This window comes from Streptomyces sp. NP-1717 (genome assembly GCF_022695985.1).
In the GTDB taxonomy this organism is placed as follows: domain Bacteria; phylum Actinomycetota; class Actinomycetes; order Streptomycetales; family Streptomycetaceae; genus Streptomyces.
The window spans coordinates 1-16908 of the sequence record NZ_JAAPBF010000023.1; the positions used below are offsets into that span (position 1 = coordinate 1).

Annotated in this window: 12 protein-coding genes; 8 read left to right on the forward strand and 4 right to left on the reverse strand. The window is 71.2% G+C overall.

What is annotated here, in order from left to right; all coding sequences use genetic code 11:
• The 3 genes from GXP76_RS07630 to GXP76_RS07640 form a co-directional block, all read left to right on the forward strand.
• Positions 1–844 (forward strand): hypothetical protein (locus GXP76_RS07630; protein ID WP_242570664.1); only part of this gene is annotated, 844 nt, incomplete at its 5' end.
• Positions 845–941: 97 nt separating this feature from the next.
• Positions 942–1931: an ATP-binding protein gene (locus GXP76_RS07635; RefSeq protein ID WP_242570665.1), complete on the forward strand. Its 990-nt coding sequence runs from the start codon at positions 942–944 to the stop codon at positions 1929–1931.
• A gap of 26 nt (positions 1932–1957) precedes the next feature.
• Positions 1958–4303, forward strand: coding sequence for a hypothetical protein (locus GXP76_RS07640; protein ID WP_242570666.1), 2346 nt, complete (start codon positions 1958–1960; stop codon positions 4301–4303).
• Here GXP76_RS07640 and GXP76_RS07645 read toward each other — a convergent pair.
• The 3 genes from GXP76_RS07645 to GXP76_RS07655 are packed head-to-tail and all read right to left on the reverse strand — an operon-like array spanning position 4275 to position 9394.
• Complete coding sequence (locus tag GXP76_RS07645; RefSeq protein WP_242570667.1) at positions 4275–5276, reverse strand: hypothetical protein; 1002 nt, start codon at positions 5274–5276, stop codon at positions 4275–4277. The genes GXP76_RS07640 and GXP76_RS07645 overlap by 29 nt on opposite strands.
• A 40-nt stretch (positions 5277–5316) precedes the next feature.
• A complete protein-coding gene (fxsT, locus tag GXP76_RS07650; RefSeq protein ID WP_242570668.1) occupies positions 5317–9102 on the reverse strand; it encodes an FxSxx-COOH system tetratricopeptide repeat protein in 3786 nt (1261 codons plus the stop codon).
• A gap of 43 nt (positions 9103–9145) precedes the next feature.
• A complete protein-coding gene (locus GXP76_RS07655; RefSeq protein WP_242570669.1) occupies positions 9146–9394 on the reverse strand; it encodes a hypothetical protein in 249 nt (82 codons plus the stop codon).
• Between the two features lie 257 nt (positions 9395–9651).
• Between GXP76_RS07655 and GXP76_RS35820 the strand changes: the two genes are divergently transcribed.
• Positions 9652–11007, forward strand: a complete 1356-nt coding sequence (locus GXP76_RS35820) for an HEXXH motif domain-containing protein (protein ID WP_242570670.1) — start codon at positions 9652–9654, stop codon at positions 11005–11007.
• A gap of 53 nt (positions 11008–11060) precedes the next feature.
• On the opposite strand, the gene GXP76_RS07665 is transcribed toward GXP76_RS35820, so the two are convergent.
• Positions 11061–11699, reverse strand: a complete 639-nt coding sequence (locus tag GXP76_RS07665; protein WP_308354104.1) for a beta-glucanase — start codon at positions 11697–11699, stop codon at positions 11061–11063.
• 274 nt (positions 11700–11973) lie between these two features.
• On the opposite strand from GXP76_RS07665, the gene GXP76_RS07670 reads away from it, so the two are divergent.
• The 4 genes from GXP76_RS07670 (at position 11974) to GXP76_RS07685 (ending at position 16770) form a co-directional block, all read left to right on the forward strand.
• Complete coding sequence (locus tag GXP76_RS07670) at positions 11974–12774, forward strand: CoA transferase subunit A (protein WP_242570671.1); 801 nt, start codon at positions 11974–11976, stop codon at positions 12772–12774.
• Positions 12758–13405, forward strand: coding sequence for a CoA transferase subunit B (locus GXP76_RS07675; protein WP_242570672.1), 648 nt, complete (start codon positions 12758–12760; stop codon positions 13403–13405). The genes GXP76_RS07670 and GXP76_RS07675 overlap by 17 nt, the downstream gene beginning before the upstream one ends.
• Positions 13406–13918: 513 nt before the next feature.
• A complete protein-coding gene (locus GXP76_RS07680; RefSeq protein ID WP_374360136.1) occupies positions 13919–15220 on the forward strand; it encodes a PHB depolymerase family esterase in 1302 nt (433 codons plus the stop codon).
• A gap of 68 nt (positions 15221–15288) precedes the next feature.
• Positions 15289–16770, forward strand: coding sequence for a 3-hydroxybutyrate oligomer hydrolase family protein (locus GXP76_RS07685; protein WP_308354105.1), 1482 nt, complete (start codon positions 15289–15291; stop codon positions 16768–16770).
• The last annotated feature ends 138 nt before the right edge of the window (positions 16771–16908 follow it).

Below are 16908 nucleotides of genomic sequence, written 5' to 3' on the forward strand. Positions count from 1 at the left end.
CCCGTCCGTGGCCTTCGCGGACCAGAAGGAGGACGACGCGCGGGCGGTCTACTGTCTCGACCCCGGCCGGGGGCCCGACATCGTGCGCGCGGCGGTGCAGTTGGACGTGGCGAAGCCCGTCACCGGGGACCCGGCCCGTCTCCTCGCGGGCCCGAACCGTACGCGGGAACTGACCGTCGAGCAGTGGTACGACGGCCATCCGAAGGACTTCGGGCGGGTCTGCGAGGCCGTGATGGCCGCGAGGCCCGACGCGCCTGCTCCGGCGAAGGACGAAGGCGGCGGCGGTGTCCGCGATTCGGTGCTGCTGGCCGCGGTGGGCGTGGTGTTCACGCTGTTCGTCCAGTTCGTCGAGCGCGGCACCTCGCGCCGCAGGGAGCGGATCACGGCACTGACCGGTGCGACCGGCACGTTCTCCTACGAGGCGGAGCTGTATCTCACCGCCTGGCGGGAGAACACCCTCAGCCCGCACGGTGAAGTGGCCGCCGCACGCGCCGCGTTGGCGGCCGCGCTGCGCGGGCTCGCTCTGACGGGCGCGCGGGGGAGCGCGGCCGACGACCTGGGACGGGCTCTCCCGCTGCCGGACCCGATCGAAGCCGTGGACTCCACGGCGGCGGGCGGTGCGCGGCCGTGGCGTGCGGACGAGCGGGATGCCGAGATCCGGCGCGTGAGGGCGGAGTTGAGCACGACGGTGGCCGGAGCACGCGAACTGACCTCGTGGGCCGTGGTCTGGCACGTCCGCCGGTACCTGCGCCGCGTCCGCTCCTCGTCGTCCCGGACGTCGCCGCGTACGTCGCCCCTGACGCCGGAAAACCAGCCGCGTGGCGGCCCGACCACGGGGGCCTGACCCGACCATGACGACCAGTTCGCTGCCCTGCAATCTGTTCGGTACCCCCACCGGGAGGCCCGGACCGTGGCAGAGGTACGCGCCGATCGCACCCTGGATGTTCGAGGGGCATTCCGACCTGTGGGCGCCGGTGGACCACGTGCCGCAGTTGCTGGAGAAATTCCGGGTGCACGGGCCGAGCCCCTGGGATCTCATGGACATCGAATTCAGCCCCGGCCATCTGGTCATCGTCAGTGGTGCCCCGAAAACGGGCAAGACAAGTCTGATCCATCACTGTGTGCACGATCTGGCCGTCCGTCTTCAGGAATGCGTGACTACTCGCCACGGGCCGGTGGGCGAGGATCCGATGGTCGTCGAAAAATGGAGCGAAAGAAAACGACCCGCCAGCTCCTTCGTCGTGGGCCTCGAAGGGTACCGGAACCAAAAGGGCCCCTCCTTCGGGCGGGCCCGCATCGACGGCAACGGTGAGTTGTTCGAACCCATCGACGCGCAGATCCTGGAGCGCGTCCTCGAAACCCTGAGGGGTCTTCCGGAGTGGGACCGGGCGGAGCGTGAGTCAGTACTTACCGTGGATCCGTCCAAGCCCTACAGTGGATATCACCGGCTCAGAAGAATCCTGATAAACGTCAACCGCTGCGCGTTGATCGTCGTGCCGCATGTTCCCTGGGCACACACCGAATTGTCCATAAGATTCATAAATGAGTGCCGCGAGATCGCGACGCGCGGTCTCGTGGTGTTTCTGGAGGTGTCGCAGATCGATTTCGCCCCGCTGCTGCACGCCGCGTTGGGCGAGAGGCCGGAGGCGGTGACCCATCTGGAGATGGGCGCGCTGGTCAAAGAGGACTGGACCACCTACATCCGGCACCGGCTGGCCGTGGACGGCATACCGGCTCCGGTGGTGTCCCTCACGGACGACGTCATCGACACGGTGCCGTCAATACCGATCAATACCATCGGGGACATGCAGGCACATCTCTACGAGATCGCCCAAATGGCTCGAAGGGAATACAGCGACCTGATCGACGCGGAAGTCGTACGCCGATACTTCGACGAGTTGAAGCGGCCCGATGTCCAACGCCAGTACTGAACGTCTCACCAGGGAGGAGCACCGCAGTGAGTCAGATCGACAGCAATCCCGGCAGAATCAATCCATTTCGGGGCAGCACCAGCGTCCAGCTGGAAGGCTTCGACGACACCACCACCGTCGGTAACGACTCCCCGAGGGCGCGGATTCACATCCCGGGTGGACCCTGGCCGGATTTGCGGGAACATCTCGGCGATTATTTCGAGTCGGCGGAGAACGGTCGTGTGCGAGGCCGCGTCATGGCCCTGGTCGGCGGCTACGGATTGGGTAAGAGTCATATCGCCGAGAAACTCATCAGCACGGTCCGCGAGAGGGGCAGTTCTCAGCCGATCTGGGTGATCGGGCAGCCTTTCACGGACATGGGGTCGGTCTACCGCAACCGGATCATGCACCCGCGGGACGACTTCAACGCCCGCGCCGAACTCGAACGCGCGGTGACCGACTACCACTCCGACGTCGTGGCGGACTTACTGGACCGGGACGAGTCGGGTCTCCTCCAGGGAGACCAGGAGCGCGACTACGTACGGGGTCTGCGCGAACGCCGGATCGACCCGCAGAAGATCGCCCAGACGTACGACCTGGACCAGGAGCTGATCCAGCGGCGGCTGCGGGAACACCTCAAGGGAGTGACCGACCACCGCGCCTTCGCCACCGCGCTGGCCCTGCTGCTGCGCCGGCCCTTCAACAGCGACGTCTGGGACTGGCTCTCCGGGGAGCGGCCCGCGCAGTCGCTGCGCGACCGGGGGATCACCGGCGCGATCGACGGCATCCAGATGACGTTCGACGCCCTCGCCGTCTTCAGCTTCGTCTACGGGCAGGTCAAGAAACCGTACGTACTCGTCCTGGACGACTTCGAGAAGGTGTACAGCTGGCGGCGCAAAGAGCGCATGCTCTTCATCAACGCCTTCGAGATGCTGGTCAACTGCTATGTCAACGAAGGCGGTCTGCTCGTCTTCTGCATCCAGCCGGACTCCTGGGGCAAGCTCCCGCCGTCGCTCCACGAGCGGGTGTCTCCCTTCTGGCTGAACAACTGGAACGCGCGGCGGACCGAGGAGCTCATCAGCGCCTATGTGAGCGGCCCGGCGCCGCGCGCGGACGCGCCGGCCCCGGAGACACCCTTCGCGCCCTTCACCCGCCCCGCCGTGGGCGAGGTGGCCGTCATCTCCGACGGCGTCCCCCGCAGAGCGCTGCGCATCTGTGAGAGCGCCTGGAACACGGCGCTCGGGCCACGCGGCGAGCCGGCGCCCATCGACAGGCGGACCGTCCACCGCGCGGTGCGCGCCGACTACGAGACGCGCTCCACGGAGGAGGTCTACAGCCTCCTCGACAAGGCGCTCACCGAGGAGCAGTGGGGCCGCGCGGCCGGGCCGGAGGGCCTGAACGAGTCCGTCGTCGGCAGCCACGGTCACGCCCCCTACTGGGTACGGGTCGCCGACACCTCGTGGATCGCCATCGTGCCGGTGGGCTCCGTCCTCGGCGACGACGACGTCGAGGCCATCCGGCGCGTCACCGACACCGTGCGCGACGTCTTCCGGTCCACCCACTGCGAGGTGCTCATCGTCGTGAACGGACAGGTGTCACGCACCATGCGCGACCGCGTCACGGCCGTGACGGACACCGTCCCCCTGGCCGTGGGGGAGCGGCGGTTCGCCCGTGACCTCACCCTCGGCGTCGCCAAGCTCGCCGACCGGCTCCGTACCAGCAGCCGTGACGCCCAGCTCGAACGGGTACGCGACCGGCTCGACACCATCACCGCCCAGCAGTCCGACATCATGCGGCGGCTCGACAGCGTCGAGGTCGGCATCGCCCGGCACCAGCACGCGAGCGCGGTCCGCACGGACCGGACCCCCGAACTCCCGCTGCCCGACACCGTCCAGCCCTACTTCACCGCCGCGTTCGCCGGAGTGGACCGGCTGCTCGACGGCAGCGGCGAACCGCCCCCCGACCTCGGAGTCGACGGCACCGGCATGGCCGCCCCCGGCGGCCGCCCGCACCGTATGGACTTCAGCGCCCGGCGGATGGAACTCCTCGGCACCGCCGCCCATGCGCGCAACCTCGTCAGGGCGTTCCAGCGGTCCCTCGCCGACTGGTGGCGAACCGTCGGCGGCGCCGAGGGCGGGCCCATCGACCGCGAACAGCAGCAGAGCCTCTTCGTGATCTGCCGCAGCTTCGAGATCTCCATCGAGGTGCTGCCCCCGCTGAGTACCACGGGGTCGCCCGGTGAAGGGCCCGGCGGCCCGTTCCGTACGGGCTCGTGGGAGGAGCCGGCCGTGCCGTACGACAGCGACCCGGGGGCACTGCTCTCCGCGCTGGCGGGCGACGTGCTGCGCTCGACGCGCGCCGCCGTCAGGAGCCGGCTGCCGCGATCCCCCTGATCAGCGCGCGCAGCCGGGTCTCGGCGTTGGTCACCTCGAACTGGTCGATCGTGACGCCGAGGACGAAGTCCCCCTCGCCCCCGTCCAGCCAGTGGATGTACACGGCGCCCTCCTGCACGTCCAGAACCAGCCGGGTGAGCCCCGACAGGCCGATCGACTGCAACGGCTCGGCCAGACTCGCCACGGTCGGACGCAGCCGGAACGCGATGTCGTGGTACATCGCGCGTTTGGCCGCGGCCACGACTCCCACCAGATGGGGACTGACCAGCCGGTCACCGAGAGCGTCGCCCGCGCACACCAGCGCCCAGTCGCGGTAGTACGCGGCGTACTGGAGGTCGTGCCGGTTGACCAGCGACCGCCAGTCGCGCCGCAGTACGGACATCAGAGCCTGGTCCGCCGTCCGGTCGGCCTCGAAGTTGATGTCCTGGGGGCCGTCGAGGGCCCGCAGCGGACGGTTCTTGTCGCCGCCCATGTGTTCGTCCGGCTGATGCAGTACCTCCTCCCGGATGTCCGCGACCGTCTCGTTCATCGCCCAGTCCAGCGCGTCCACCCCGTCGTCCGCCAGGGTGACGGACACCAGGTGCTGGCCGCGCTTGAGCCGCCCGTAGTGCATCGCCCCGCCGGGGGTGACGGCCAGTACCCGCATCAGATAGCCCGTGTCCAGCCGGTCCAGTGTCGTGCTGAAGTCCGCAACGCAGCGCAGCAGTTGGCGACCGGGCCGGCCCTCGGTCTCGACCTCCTCGTCCCACGGCAGACCACCGGCCGCCGGGAACGGGGCCACGCCTGCGGGCCGGACCGCGAAATCCACGATGTTGTTGCTGAAGTGCGCGATCCCCCGGAACAAGGGCGTCTTCCGGGCCGAGGCCAGACACCGCCGGGCGAACTCGCCGTAGGCGTCGTCGGTCCAGTGGTCCGCCTTCAGCAACTCGGTACGGGTCCGCGCCGATTCCTCGAGGCCGGCCTGTTCCGTCATGTCCACTCCGTTCCCCTCCCCGGGCCGCCGCCCGCCGATGTCACACGCCGGGCAGTTCCATGTCGATGTCCCCGCGCCGCCGCGCCATCTCCGGGGTGTGCGGCCCGCCCCGCAGCTTCGCCTCGGTGATGGCCAGGTTGTCCGCCGCGACGGCCCGGAACGGGTGCCGCGCCATCTCCAGCCTGTCGTAGCCGTCACGGGCGAACTTCTCCAGCTCCGCCGCCTCGTCCAGCCTGCCGGTCTCGAAGAGCGCGCCGGCGACCCCGACGGCCGCCGCCATGACCCAGGGATGAGCGGGGCCCATCCGCTCCCTGAGCGCCGACTGCGCGGCCGTACCGGTCTCCAGCGCGGCCGCGTGCAGCCCCGCGTACCGCAGATGAACCCCGAGCCGTACCCGGCAGAGCTGCGCGAACGGATGGGCGGCGCCCAAGGTGCTCTCGATACGGGTCAGACAGCGCTCCGTCTCGGCGACCGCCTCGTCGAACTCACCCAGCACACAGAGATCCACCGCCAGACTGAACCGGCAGCGCAGCGTGGCCAGATGCAGCTCCCCGAGCCTTTCGAGCGCCAGCTCCAGCACCCGCAGGTCTCGCTCCCTGGCCTCGTCGGGGCGGCCGAGCCGGCGCTCGCTCACCGCGAGCCCGTTCTCGGCGTCGACCCGCATCGGCGCCCCGAGCGGGTTCGCGTCGGACGAAGAGCGGCGCAGCATCAGCCTCTTCAGGAGGTCGAACGACTCCGCGTTCTGCCCGAGATTGCGGTGCATGGCGGCCAGGAACGGCACCAGCTCCACCACGCGGGCACTGTCCGGGCCGCTGATCGCCCGTCGCTGGTTGTGCAGGTTCTGCAGCAGCCGCAGCGCCTTGTGGTAGTCGCCGTTCAACGCGAGGGAGAGCGCGAGGGTGTGTTCCACCAGGGCGGTCGCCTCGTGCCGGGGCCCCAGCAGTTCCTGCATGCCCTGCGCGGCGCTGTCGTCCTCGGCCAGCCCGTCCGAGAAGTTGCCCACGGCCCTGAGACCCGCCGAGTAGAGCCTGTTGGTCTGGAGCGCGCGCGGGTGGCTCGGACCGAGGAGCGCGCGGTAGCCGTGGAGCGACGTGCGCGCCAGCCGCCCCGCGTCGCCGTACTGGCCGAGCCGCCGGTGCGCCTGGGACTTCAGCGCGAGCAGCCGCAGATACTCCGGGGTCCGGCCGCCCTGCCACGAGTTGACCGCGAACTCCGCGACCCGCAGGGCCTCTTCCAGCGACACCTTGTCACCCGACCGCACCAGGTCGTGCAGATGGCCCAGCAGCCGGCCGCGCACATGGGGGCGGGCGTCGTCCCACAGTCTCAGCGCCTCGATCTGGCGTGCCCGGCGGTCCATGTACTCCTTGGCCCGCGGACCCTCCCGGCGTCCGGCGACATCGGCGCCGGGCTCGTACCGGCCGACGACCTCGCGCAGCTCCGCCTCACGCCCGGCCCGGCGCGACCCCATGCGCCGTACGATCAGCTCCCGCACGACCCCGTGCATCCGCACCGGTTCGTCGGGGCGGGCGAAGTCGAACTCGACCAGTCCGTAGCGGTTCAGCGCCCACAGCGCGACGTCGATCATCAGCGGCTCGTCGAGATGGGCGCCGTCGCCCGGCTCCGGAGCCGGACCGGACATCGGCGCGTCTCCCGGTGACGGAGGTTCACGGCGCCGGCGGACCACGGCCGCCTGCGTCTGGGGCGACCGCAGCAGCGGCAGGTCCACCCCCGCGCCGGCCAGCAGGGCGCACACCTCGGCCAGCCAGACCAGCGGGTCGCTGCCGCCCGCGACCCGCGCCCACACATGGGCCGCCGCGGTCTCCTCCAGCGAGGCGAACGCGACCTCCAGCAGGACCCGCGGCAGCGGTACGTTCGGCATGTCACGCAGCAGCCGTCGCTGATGCCTGTGGAACAGCTCGGTGAACCGGTCCACCGCGCGCCGGATCGCCTCCGTACGCATGAGGTTGTCCGAGTCGACGCCGCGCGCCGTCTCCACGCCCAGCCACGCGGCGGCCAGATACACGCTCAGCGGCAGCAGGCCGACCGTCTGGCCGATCCGGCGGGCGCCGGCAGCGGGCAGGTTGGGGACCATCACCGCGAGCAGCAATTCGCTCTCCTCGGCGGTGAACGGCTCGACCACCACCGCGCCGGAGTCGGCGGCGCTGTCGGTGCCCCGGACGGTCGCCAGCACGTGGCAGTGCTCCGACGGCCGCGGCAACAGCCCCCCGATCTTCTCCAGTTCAGCGGCGGTCGCGATGTCGTCGCAGACCAGCAGCCACCGTTCGTCACGGCTCGCGGCCGACCGCCGTAACTCCCGCACCGTCTCGACGACATCACCGGCCCCGTCGAGGCCGAAGGCGCGCACCAGGCCCGTGAGGCCCCGGTCCAGCTCCTTCGGTGTGACGGCCCGCAGCCACCACACCACGTCGTAACCGCCGCTGAAGCGGTGGCAGAACTCCAGGGCGATCTCGCTCTTCCCGACCCCCGGACGCCCCGTCACCCGGCAGATGCCGCCCGTGCGGCCGGCCGTCGTGAGCGCCGTACGCAGCCGGTCGAGGGTCTCGTCACGCCCGACGAAGCCCGCGTTGCGCGGCGCGATGTTCTGCCTTCTCGGCCGGTTGGGGAAGTTGAGCCTGCGCGGTCCGGGGACCGGTGGGGCGGCGGTCATGTTGAGACCGCGCATCAGCGTCTCGACCGCCCCCGGCTCGGGCAGATGGCGCAGATCGATCTGCTGGTGGTGGGAGAGCCTGCGGGGCGGCGCCTCCTCCTCCACCAGCACCAGACGCACGTTGGGGTGCGAGAGGTCCGCGAGGAGGTCGCCGCGCTCGGGACGCAGGCCCGTCGGGGAGAGCAGCAGCACCATGGCGCCGGGAGACGGACGCTGCCCGTTGTAGGCCGCGAATCTGACCCGGGTCACCGCGGCACCCGCCGCCGCGAGCTGCGCCTCGATCCACTCGGCCCAGGCGAGATGGTGTGCCGCGTGGACCACGAGGGCCTGCTGGGAGCCCCCGGTCCGGCCGGCGGCGAGCGCGTCCGCGAGCTGGGTGAAACTCGGCGCCAGGGGCCGGTCGGCGGGGATTTCCCCCTGACCCGACGTGAGCGCCAGGGAGCGCTGGTAGGTCGCGTCGTACGGAATCTCCACGTACCCGGTCCGGCCCGCGCCCCACAGCGGCTGGAAGCTCTCCCTCACCCGGTCGCGCGCCAGGCGCAGTTGGTCCTCCATCCGGGGGTCCGCCTGGAGGCCCACCCCGACGACGTCGATCCGGCGGGCGTCGGCGTCGGGGACACCGGCGGCGAGCGCCGCCGCGGCCTGGATCGACCACGAGTTGAGCGAGAAGCAGGTGACCAGGGTGTGCGGGAGATGGGCCCACCGGGTGAGTTCGTCCTCGGTCCGGAAGACCGGCGCGTCGATGAGGACCTGGTCGTACTCGCCGAAGGGGAACGCGTCGCGGCCCGGCAGCGCCTTGAGACCGTCGAGTTCGTCGAGGGTGACCAGACTCAGGACGGGGCTGTCGGCCCCGGGCGCGATCCGCCACCGGCGCTCGGGAGGCAGGGCACGCGGCGTCTCCGCGTCCACCGACGGGACGGATACGGAACCGGACGCGGCGCCCGCGTCGTCGGGCTCCGCGCCGGGCGGAAGCAGCCGGCGCAGCATGTCGGCGGCCCGTACTCCCGCCCGCCGGGCGTCGAGCACGAGCACCCGCCGTCCGGAGGCGGCGAGCGTCACGGCGACACTGAGCAGGGTCGACGTCTGCCCGATATTCTCCGCCGTGGAACAGAACATGGCCACCCGCGGTCCGCGGATGTCGACATCGGCCTCGAACATCGTCGCTCCACTTCTGGCCGCGGAATCCCTCGCGCGAGCGCGCTCAGTATATGAGTTGAGAAAAGGAACGTGGCGGAATCGGGGCGCCCCGGTCCGCGGTTTTGTCGTCGGGCGTGTCCGTGTTGAGCAGGAAATCAGGACGATCGGCGGACTCCCGCACCCTGCGCAGGGCGTAGGCGAGTACGTCGCCGGGCAAATGCTCGATTTCCTCGAAAGACAGCTCCGACAGATCCACCATCAGAGATTCCAGGTCGTCGTGCGGATCGCCGTGCGCATCGCCGTGGTCGGTCATTGTGGATCACCCTCACCGTCCGACGGAATTCATGGGAATGCGTCACCGAGACGAAGAAGTGCCGGATCGGCATGGTAACGGACCGTCAGAACCGCTACCAGGGCGTTGCGGGAAATGATCGAGGCACGTTCGCATCTCCCCTTCACGCCCCCAGGCCAATTCGCGCCCTTGACTGCCGAACCGCAGGGCAAGAATCCTTGGCGTGCGGGGGCCGGATGATCGTCACGGGGAGACGCACAGTGCTGCACGAAGGCGGCGTGACCCTTTCCCCATACCGCGTGGGGGGAGCACTGTTCGACCGGATCGCCGCAGGCGGCGGCGGTGCCGAGGCGGTCGCGGTATTCGCCGGTTCCGAACACAGCAGACGGCTCGTACTCCTGCGCGCCGTGGTGGCCCGGGCCGAGGAGTGGGGCGGGGCACCGGGCGCCGACGCGCGCCGGGCGTGGTCGGTGCTGAGCGCCGCCCGGCACCTCTCACCCGGCGTGGTGCGCGAACTCCTCTGCTATCCCTCGACGGGCCTGGGCCTGCTGCACTGTCTGCGCGCGCTCGACGGACCGTACGACGGCGGGTCGCCGGCCCCGCTCACCCCGCTCACCCCGCTGACCGCGCTGTCCGCCGCGGCGGCGGTACGGACCGGGCTGACCGGGACGGTGGCACTGCCCGTCCACGGCGAGGGGGTGCTGCTGCCCTCCATCGGACTCGCCCGGTTTCCCGGCGCCCCGGACGGTGGGACGGCCCTCGTGCACTGCGGCCCGGGCGCCGCGGTCGAGACGGACGGGCGGCGCGTGAACGTCCCGGCACGGCACTGGGAGGACGGCGACGGCTGGCTCGCGGTGCGCCGGGCGGCGGTCATGGGCCGCGGGGAACCGCTGCTGCTGGACGACCTCGACCCGTACGCCTTCCCCTCGGCGCAGCGCGCCCCCCGGCTGACGGGCCGTCAGTACGCGCACTGGCGGACGACGATCGGCCAGGGGCTTCGGCTGCTGGGCTCCGAGCACCCGGAGACGGCCGCCGAGGTCGGGGGCGGACTGCGCACGCTGATCCCCCTCCGGTCGCCCGGCCCGGCCGGGGCGAGTTGCAGCTCGGCGGAGGCGTTCGGCTGCCTGGCGCTCTCGTCGCCGTCGTCCGCCGCGTCGGTGGCGCTGACGTTCACCCATGAGACACAGCACAACAAACTGAGCGCGCTCCTCCATCTCTTCGACTTCTTCGCGGTGGACGACCAGGCTCCGCGCTACTACGCGCCCTGGCGCGGTGACCCCCGGCCCCTCTTCGGGCTCCTCCAGGGCACGTACGCCTTCCTCGGCGTCGCCCAGTACTGGAACCGGTGCCTGCGTACGGCGGGCCGGCCCGGCGAAGCGCACCTGGCGGAGTTGGAGTTGGCGCGCTGGCGCGAGGCGGTCCGCACCGGCGTGGACCAGTTGACGGACAGTCACGCCTTCACCGCGACGGGACGCCGTTTCGTGGCGGGCATGCGGGCCGCGCTCGGTCAAGTGAGCCTGCGCGGGCTCCCGTCGGCGGTCGTGGAGCGGGCCGGCGACCTGGCCGCTGAGCATCGCCGCCGCTGGGTCGAGGTGAACGGGGCCGTGCCCGGCACACCCGAGCGGGCCGGCTGAGCGGTCGAGGGGACCTTGGCCGCCGCGCGGCGTCACGCCGGCCCTCGCCCGTGTCAGGGACGGTGGACGCGGAGCCCGGTCACCTCGTAGGACATCTCCGTGGCCGCCGGTTCCGGGGGCGGGTGGTAGCGGCCCGCGCAGACCGAGAGATTGACGATGAGATGGGCCCGCCAGTCGCTGCCCACGCCGGTGCGGTCCTCGAAGGCGCGGGCGCCGTTGATGTGCCAGACGACCGAGCGGGCACCGAGGTGGACCTCGAAGTCCACCCGGGCGCCGGGGCGGATGGCCGGGTCGCGGTAGTAGTGCCGGCCGCCGTGCACATGGTTCGACAGCTCCAGCAGATCCGGGTTGTCCGGGTGGTACTCGAACACGTCGATCTCGTTGCCGCCGTCGAGCCAGGTCCAGATCGCCGGCCACGCCCCCTGCTCACGGGGGAGACGGACCCGGGCCTGAAGGATGTCGCCCGAGCGGACCATGAAGCCGTCGGCGCTGCCCTCGGTGGTCAACAGCCCTGTCTTCCAGGTGCCCTGGGGCATGCGCGTCGCGCGGAAGACACCGGATCGGCTGTAGTCGGGGTCCGCCGTGAGATGGTCCAGTTTGTCGTCGCCCGGGTTCGTCGGGCCACCCCCGGGATACGCCCAGGAACGGCCGGCCACCCACTGGTCCCGCGACGAGAAGTCGGCGGTGAACACGGGTCGGCCGTGGGGGGATCGGGGGGAGGGGGAGTTCGCGGATTCGTCCGCCGTACCGCTGGATCCGAACATGTCGTCGATCACCTCGGTCTCGCACCGCACCACGCGTCCACGGTCCGGAACGGTCCGGGTCCAGGGCGGTGACCTTGGGATATGTACCTGTCGACGGGGCGGGCGAAACGCCATGAGAACCCGCACAGTTGTGTGGTCCGTCGCCATGGCCGCGTACGGCAGACGCTTCCTAGTCTCGGGCGGAGTCGACGGAAGGCTTCGGATGAGTGTGGACAAGGTGGTCGCCCGCGCGGCGGACGCGATCGCGGACATCGGGCGCGGGGCGTCGCTGGGGGTGGGCGGCTTCGGGCTGTGCGGTGTCCCCGGGGTGCTGATCGACGCGCTCCTGGCGCGCGGGACCGGCGAGTTGCGGGTGGTGTCCAACAACTGCGGAGTGGACGACGGGGGTCTCGGCCTGCTGCTGCGGCGCGGGCTGATCTCCCGGATGACCAGCTCCTACGTGGGCGAGAACAAGGAGTTCGCGCGCCAGTACCTCAGTGGTGAGCTGGAGGTGGAGCTCGTACCGCAGGGGACCCTCGCCGAGCGGCTGCGCGCGGGCGGGTCGGGCATCCCCGCGTTCTACACACCGGCGGGCGTGGGAACCGCGATCGCGGACGGCGGACTGGCGTGGCGCCACGGCCCCGACGGCTCCGTCGCCGTCGCCTCGCCGCCCCGCGAGACCCGCGCCTTCGGCGGGCGCGACTATCTCCTCGAAGAGGCAGTCACCACGGACTTCGCCCTGGTCAGGGCGGCGGTGGGGGACCGGCACGGCAATCTCCGGTTCCACGCGTCCGCCCGCAACTTCAACCCGCTGGTGGCCATGGCCGGACGTGTCACCGTCGCCGAGGTGGAGGAACTCGTCGAACCGGGCGAACTCGGCCCCGACCAGATCCATCTGCCCGGCGTCTTCGTCCAGCGGGTCGTTCCCGTACGGGCCGGGGACCCGGCCGCCGAGAAGCGCGTCGAGCGGCGCACGGTGCGCGCACGTCAGGAAGGGACGGTGGGACATGGCTCTGACACGTGAGGAGATGGCCGCCCGAGCGGCCCGCGAACTGCGCGACGGCGCGTACGTCAACCTCGGCATCGGACTGCCGACCCTGATTCCGGAGCATCTGCCCGACGGCGTCGAGGTCGTCCTCCAGTCGGAGAACGGCATCCTGGGCACGGGCCCGTACCCGTACGAGAACGAGGTGGACCCCGATCTCGTCAACGCGGGCAAGGAGACGGTGACGACCCTGCCGGGCGCCTCGTACTTCGACTCCGCGCTGTCCTTCGCGATGATCCGCGGCGGGCACATCGACGTCGCCGTGCTGGGCGCCATGCAGGTCTCGGCGTCCGGCGATCTCGCGAACTGGGTGATCCCCGGGAAGATGGTCAAGGGGATGGGCGGTGCGATGGACCTGGTGCACGGAGCCCGGCAAGTGATCGTGCTCATGGAACACACGGCGAGGGACGGATCGCCGAAACTCCTGACGGAGTGCACCCTGCCGCTCACCGGCTCCGCGGTCGTGAACCGGGTGATCACCGACCTCGCCGTCCTGGACGTCACACCGGACGGCCTGCTGCTGCGTGAGCTGGCACCGGAGGTGACGGTGGACCAGGTACGGGCTGCCACGGGGGCGGAGCTGACGGTCGCGTCGCCGGTGGGCGTCTAGGCCGTGTTTCGAAAGTCCCGCCTGGCTCGCGGCGCCTGGCACGCACGCTCGCCGCGTTGTCGGAGTCGTCCAAGTACGGCCGGTCCATCCACAAGCACGATCCTCCGCCTTGCGATCGCACGCACCAGACGCCGCGAGCCCCGCCCTACGGGCTGACGGCGCTACTTTCGAAACACGGCCTAGCAGCGCGGCACGCTTCCCGCAACAGGTGGTGACGCCCTTGTGGGGGCCGGGTTGTGGAGCGCCGACACATTCCGGGGCGGGCGGGAGGCTCCCTACTGTGACCGCACCCCACTGGAGGTCACGTTGTCTCACACACCGCCGTACGAGCCGAACCGACCCACCACACCGCCCCCCACCCGGCGAGGGCGGCTGCGCCGTGTCTTCGGACGCGTCGCCGCCGCCCTCGCCCTGGCGACCGGCATCGCGCTGCTCCCGCCCGCGCCCGAGGCGCGCGCGGCCGTCGCCCTTGAGCGGGTGACGAGTTTCGGTGCCAACCCGGGCGCCCTGAACATGTACGTCTACCGGCCCTCGTCCCTGCCGGCGAACGCGCCCGTGGTGGTCGCGCTGCACGGCTGCACCCAGTCCGCCCAGATCTACGCCGACAACTCGGGCCTGACGACCTTCGCCGACCGCCAGGGCTTCCTGCTGGTCCTCGCCGAGACGACGTCCGTCAACAACGCGAACAAGTGCTTCAACTGGTTCCAGACCGGGGACATCCGTCGAGGCCAGGGCGAGGCCGCGTCCATCCGGCAGATGGTCGCCCACGCGGTCTCCGCCTACGGAGCCGACGCGGGGCGGGTCAATGTCACCGGGCTGTCGGCCGGCGGCGGCATGACGGCGGTCATGCTCGCCGCGTACCCCGACGTCTTCAAGGCGGGCGCGGTGATGGCCGGACTGCCGTACGAGTGCGCCACGGACGTCCTGTCGGCGTTCACCTGCATGAGCCCCGGCGTGGACCGTACGCCCCAGGACTGGGCGCAGCGCGTACGCAACGCCCATCCCGGTCACCAGGGTCCGTGGCCGCGGGTGTCCGTGTGGCAGGGCGACAACGACCCCACCGTCGTGCCGAGGAACGCCGACGAACTGCGCGACCAGTGGACCCAGGTCCACGGCCTGGACCAGACGCCGGACCGCAGCTCGACCGTCGGCGCCAACAACACGCGCCGGGACGAGTATCTGGCCGGTGACGGCACCGTCGCCGTGGAGGTCAACCGGGTCCCGAACATCGGACACGGCACGCCGGTCGACCCCGGCACCGGCGCCGAGCAGTGCGGGGCGACCGGCACCGCGCACTTCATCGACTCCATCTGCTCCAGCTACTGGGTGACCCGCTTCTTCGGACTCGACACGTCCGCGCCGGGGCCCGGCCAACTGCCCGCGCCCACGGGCCTGCGGGCCACGGGCACGACCGCTTCCGCCGTCTCCCTGGCCTGGGAACCGGTGACGGGCGCGAGCGGCTACGCCGTCTACCGGGGCGGTACGCGCGTGGCCCAGCCGACCGACCCCCAGTACACCGACAGTGGTCTGAGCGCCGGGACCACCCACACGTACAGCGTCGCGGCCCGCGACGCGGCCGGAGCCGAAGGCGCGCGCTCGGCGCAGGTCACGGCGGGCACGAGCGGTACGGCGGCGGCCTGTTGGACGGCGAGCAACTACGAGCACGTGCGCGCCGGGCGGGCGACCACCAGCGGCGGCTACGTGTACGCCAAGGGTTCGAACCAGAACATGGGCCTCAACAACACGTTCGTCATCCGCACGTTGAAGGAGTCCCCGACCGGTTACTACGTCCTCGCCGACGCTCGCTGCCCCTGACGGGTGGGTAGCGTCCCGCAGCCCCGCACATTGCCGCGTGTCGTGTCCTCGCAACGGAGTGATGGCCCATGCCACTTGTCCCACGGAAAGTCCTACGGAAAGACCCACGGAACACCCCGCCGGGCGGCCCCGTCGGCGTGGTGCGGGCCCGGTGGCTGCGCGCCACCTGCCTCGCCGCGGCGGCCCTGATGGTGACCGGCGCGGCCCCGGCCGCCCCGGCCTCCGCCGCCGGCACCGGCAGCGCCCGGCCGGGCCACTGCGCCGGGATGAACGCGATCACCGTCCCCGGCGCCGAACACCAGGAGGCCGCCTGCCTCGACGAGTTGACGACCGCCGGGACCGTCGCGTCCGGCCACACCGACGAGGCCGACTGGGCGGGACTCACCCCGAAGGACCTGGCCACCCCGAGCGGCGTGCCGGGCATCCAGATCGACGGCTACTTCCCCGACTCCTCCACCACCAACACCAGTCACGGCTGGAACCACGACTCCCAGTTCGTGATCCGGCTGCCCGACCGCTGGAACGGCGGCCTGGTGATCGCCGGATCACCCGGTGTCCGCAAGCAGTACGCCAACGACCGGGCCTTCGGCGACTGGGTACTCGCCCGCGGTTACGCCTTCGCCGCCACCGACAAGGGCAACACCGGCGCCGCCTTCCACCGCGACGGCTCCGCCCCCGGCGACGCCCTCGCCGAATGGAACCGCCGGGTCACCCAACTCACCCGCGCGGCCCGCGAGGTGGCCGACCAGCGCTACCGGCGGCCCGTGACCCGCACCCTCGCGATGGGCATGTCCAACGGCGGCTACCTCGTGCGGTGGCAGCTGGAGAACCACCCCGAGCTGTACGACGGGGGCGTCGACTGGGAGGGCACCCTCTGGCGTAAGAAGGACCCGAACCCGCTCACCTTCCTGCCACCCACCCTCCGCGCCTACCCCGCCTACGCGGCCGGCGGCGGGGGAGCCGGCGCCGCGCACCGGCAGATCGTGAAGGCCGGATTCCCGGCGGGCTCCGAATTCCTCTGGCCGTACCACTACCAGTACTACTGGGACCTCACCCAGCGCATCTACCGTGAGGAACTGGACCCCGGGTACGACGGGACGGCCGAGGCCGGGACACCCTTCTGCGCCCCGGGAACGCCCGCCTGCGACGCCGACTACGACTACGGGTCCCGGCCTGCCGCCGTCCGCGACGCCGTCGGAAAGATCGCCCTGACCGGCCGGATCGGCAAACCGCTGATCAGCTTCCACGGCACGCTCGACGTACTGCTGCCGATCTCCAAGACCTCGGACACGTACGCGCGGATGGTGCGCCAGGAGGGCAGGGGCGCGCTGCACCGCTACTACCGGGTCGAGGGCGGCACCCACGTCGACTCGCTCTTCGACACCTTCCCCGACCGGCTCCGCCCGCTGGTGCCGTGTCACCGCTCCGCCGTCACCGCGCTGGAGCGCTGGCTGGACGACGACAGGCGCCCGCCGCCGAGCCGTACGGTGCCGCTGCCCGACGGGGCGGATCCGGCCACGCTGCTCACCCGGTGCCCGCTCCGCGGGTGAGCGGAGGATGACCGGGCGGGCCAGGAGAGTCACACAGCGTGACAGCGCACCGCTCCTGGCGCGCCCTGTGGTGTACGGCACCACCCGACCGGCATCCACTGTGGTGAACCGTCACATGGGATGTCGGTCCAGGTGTCT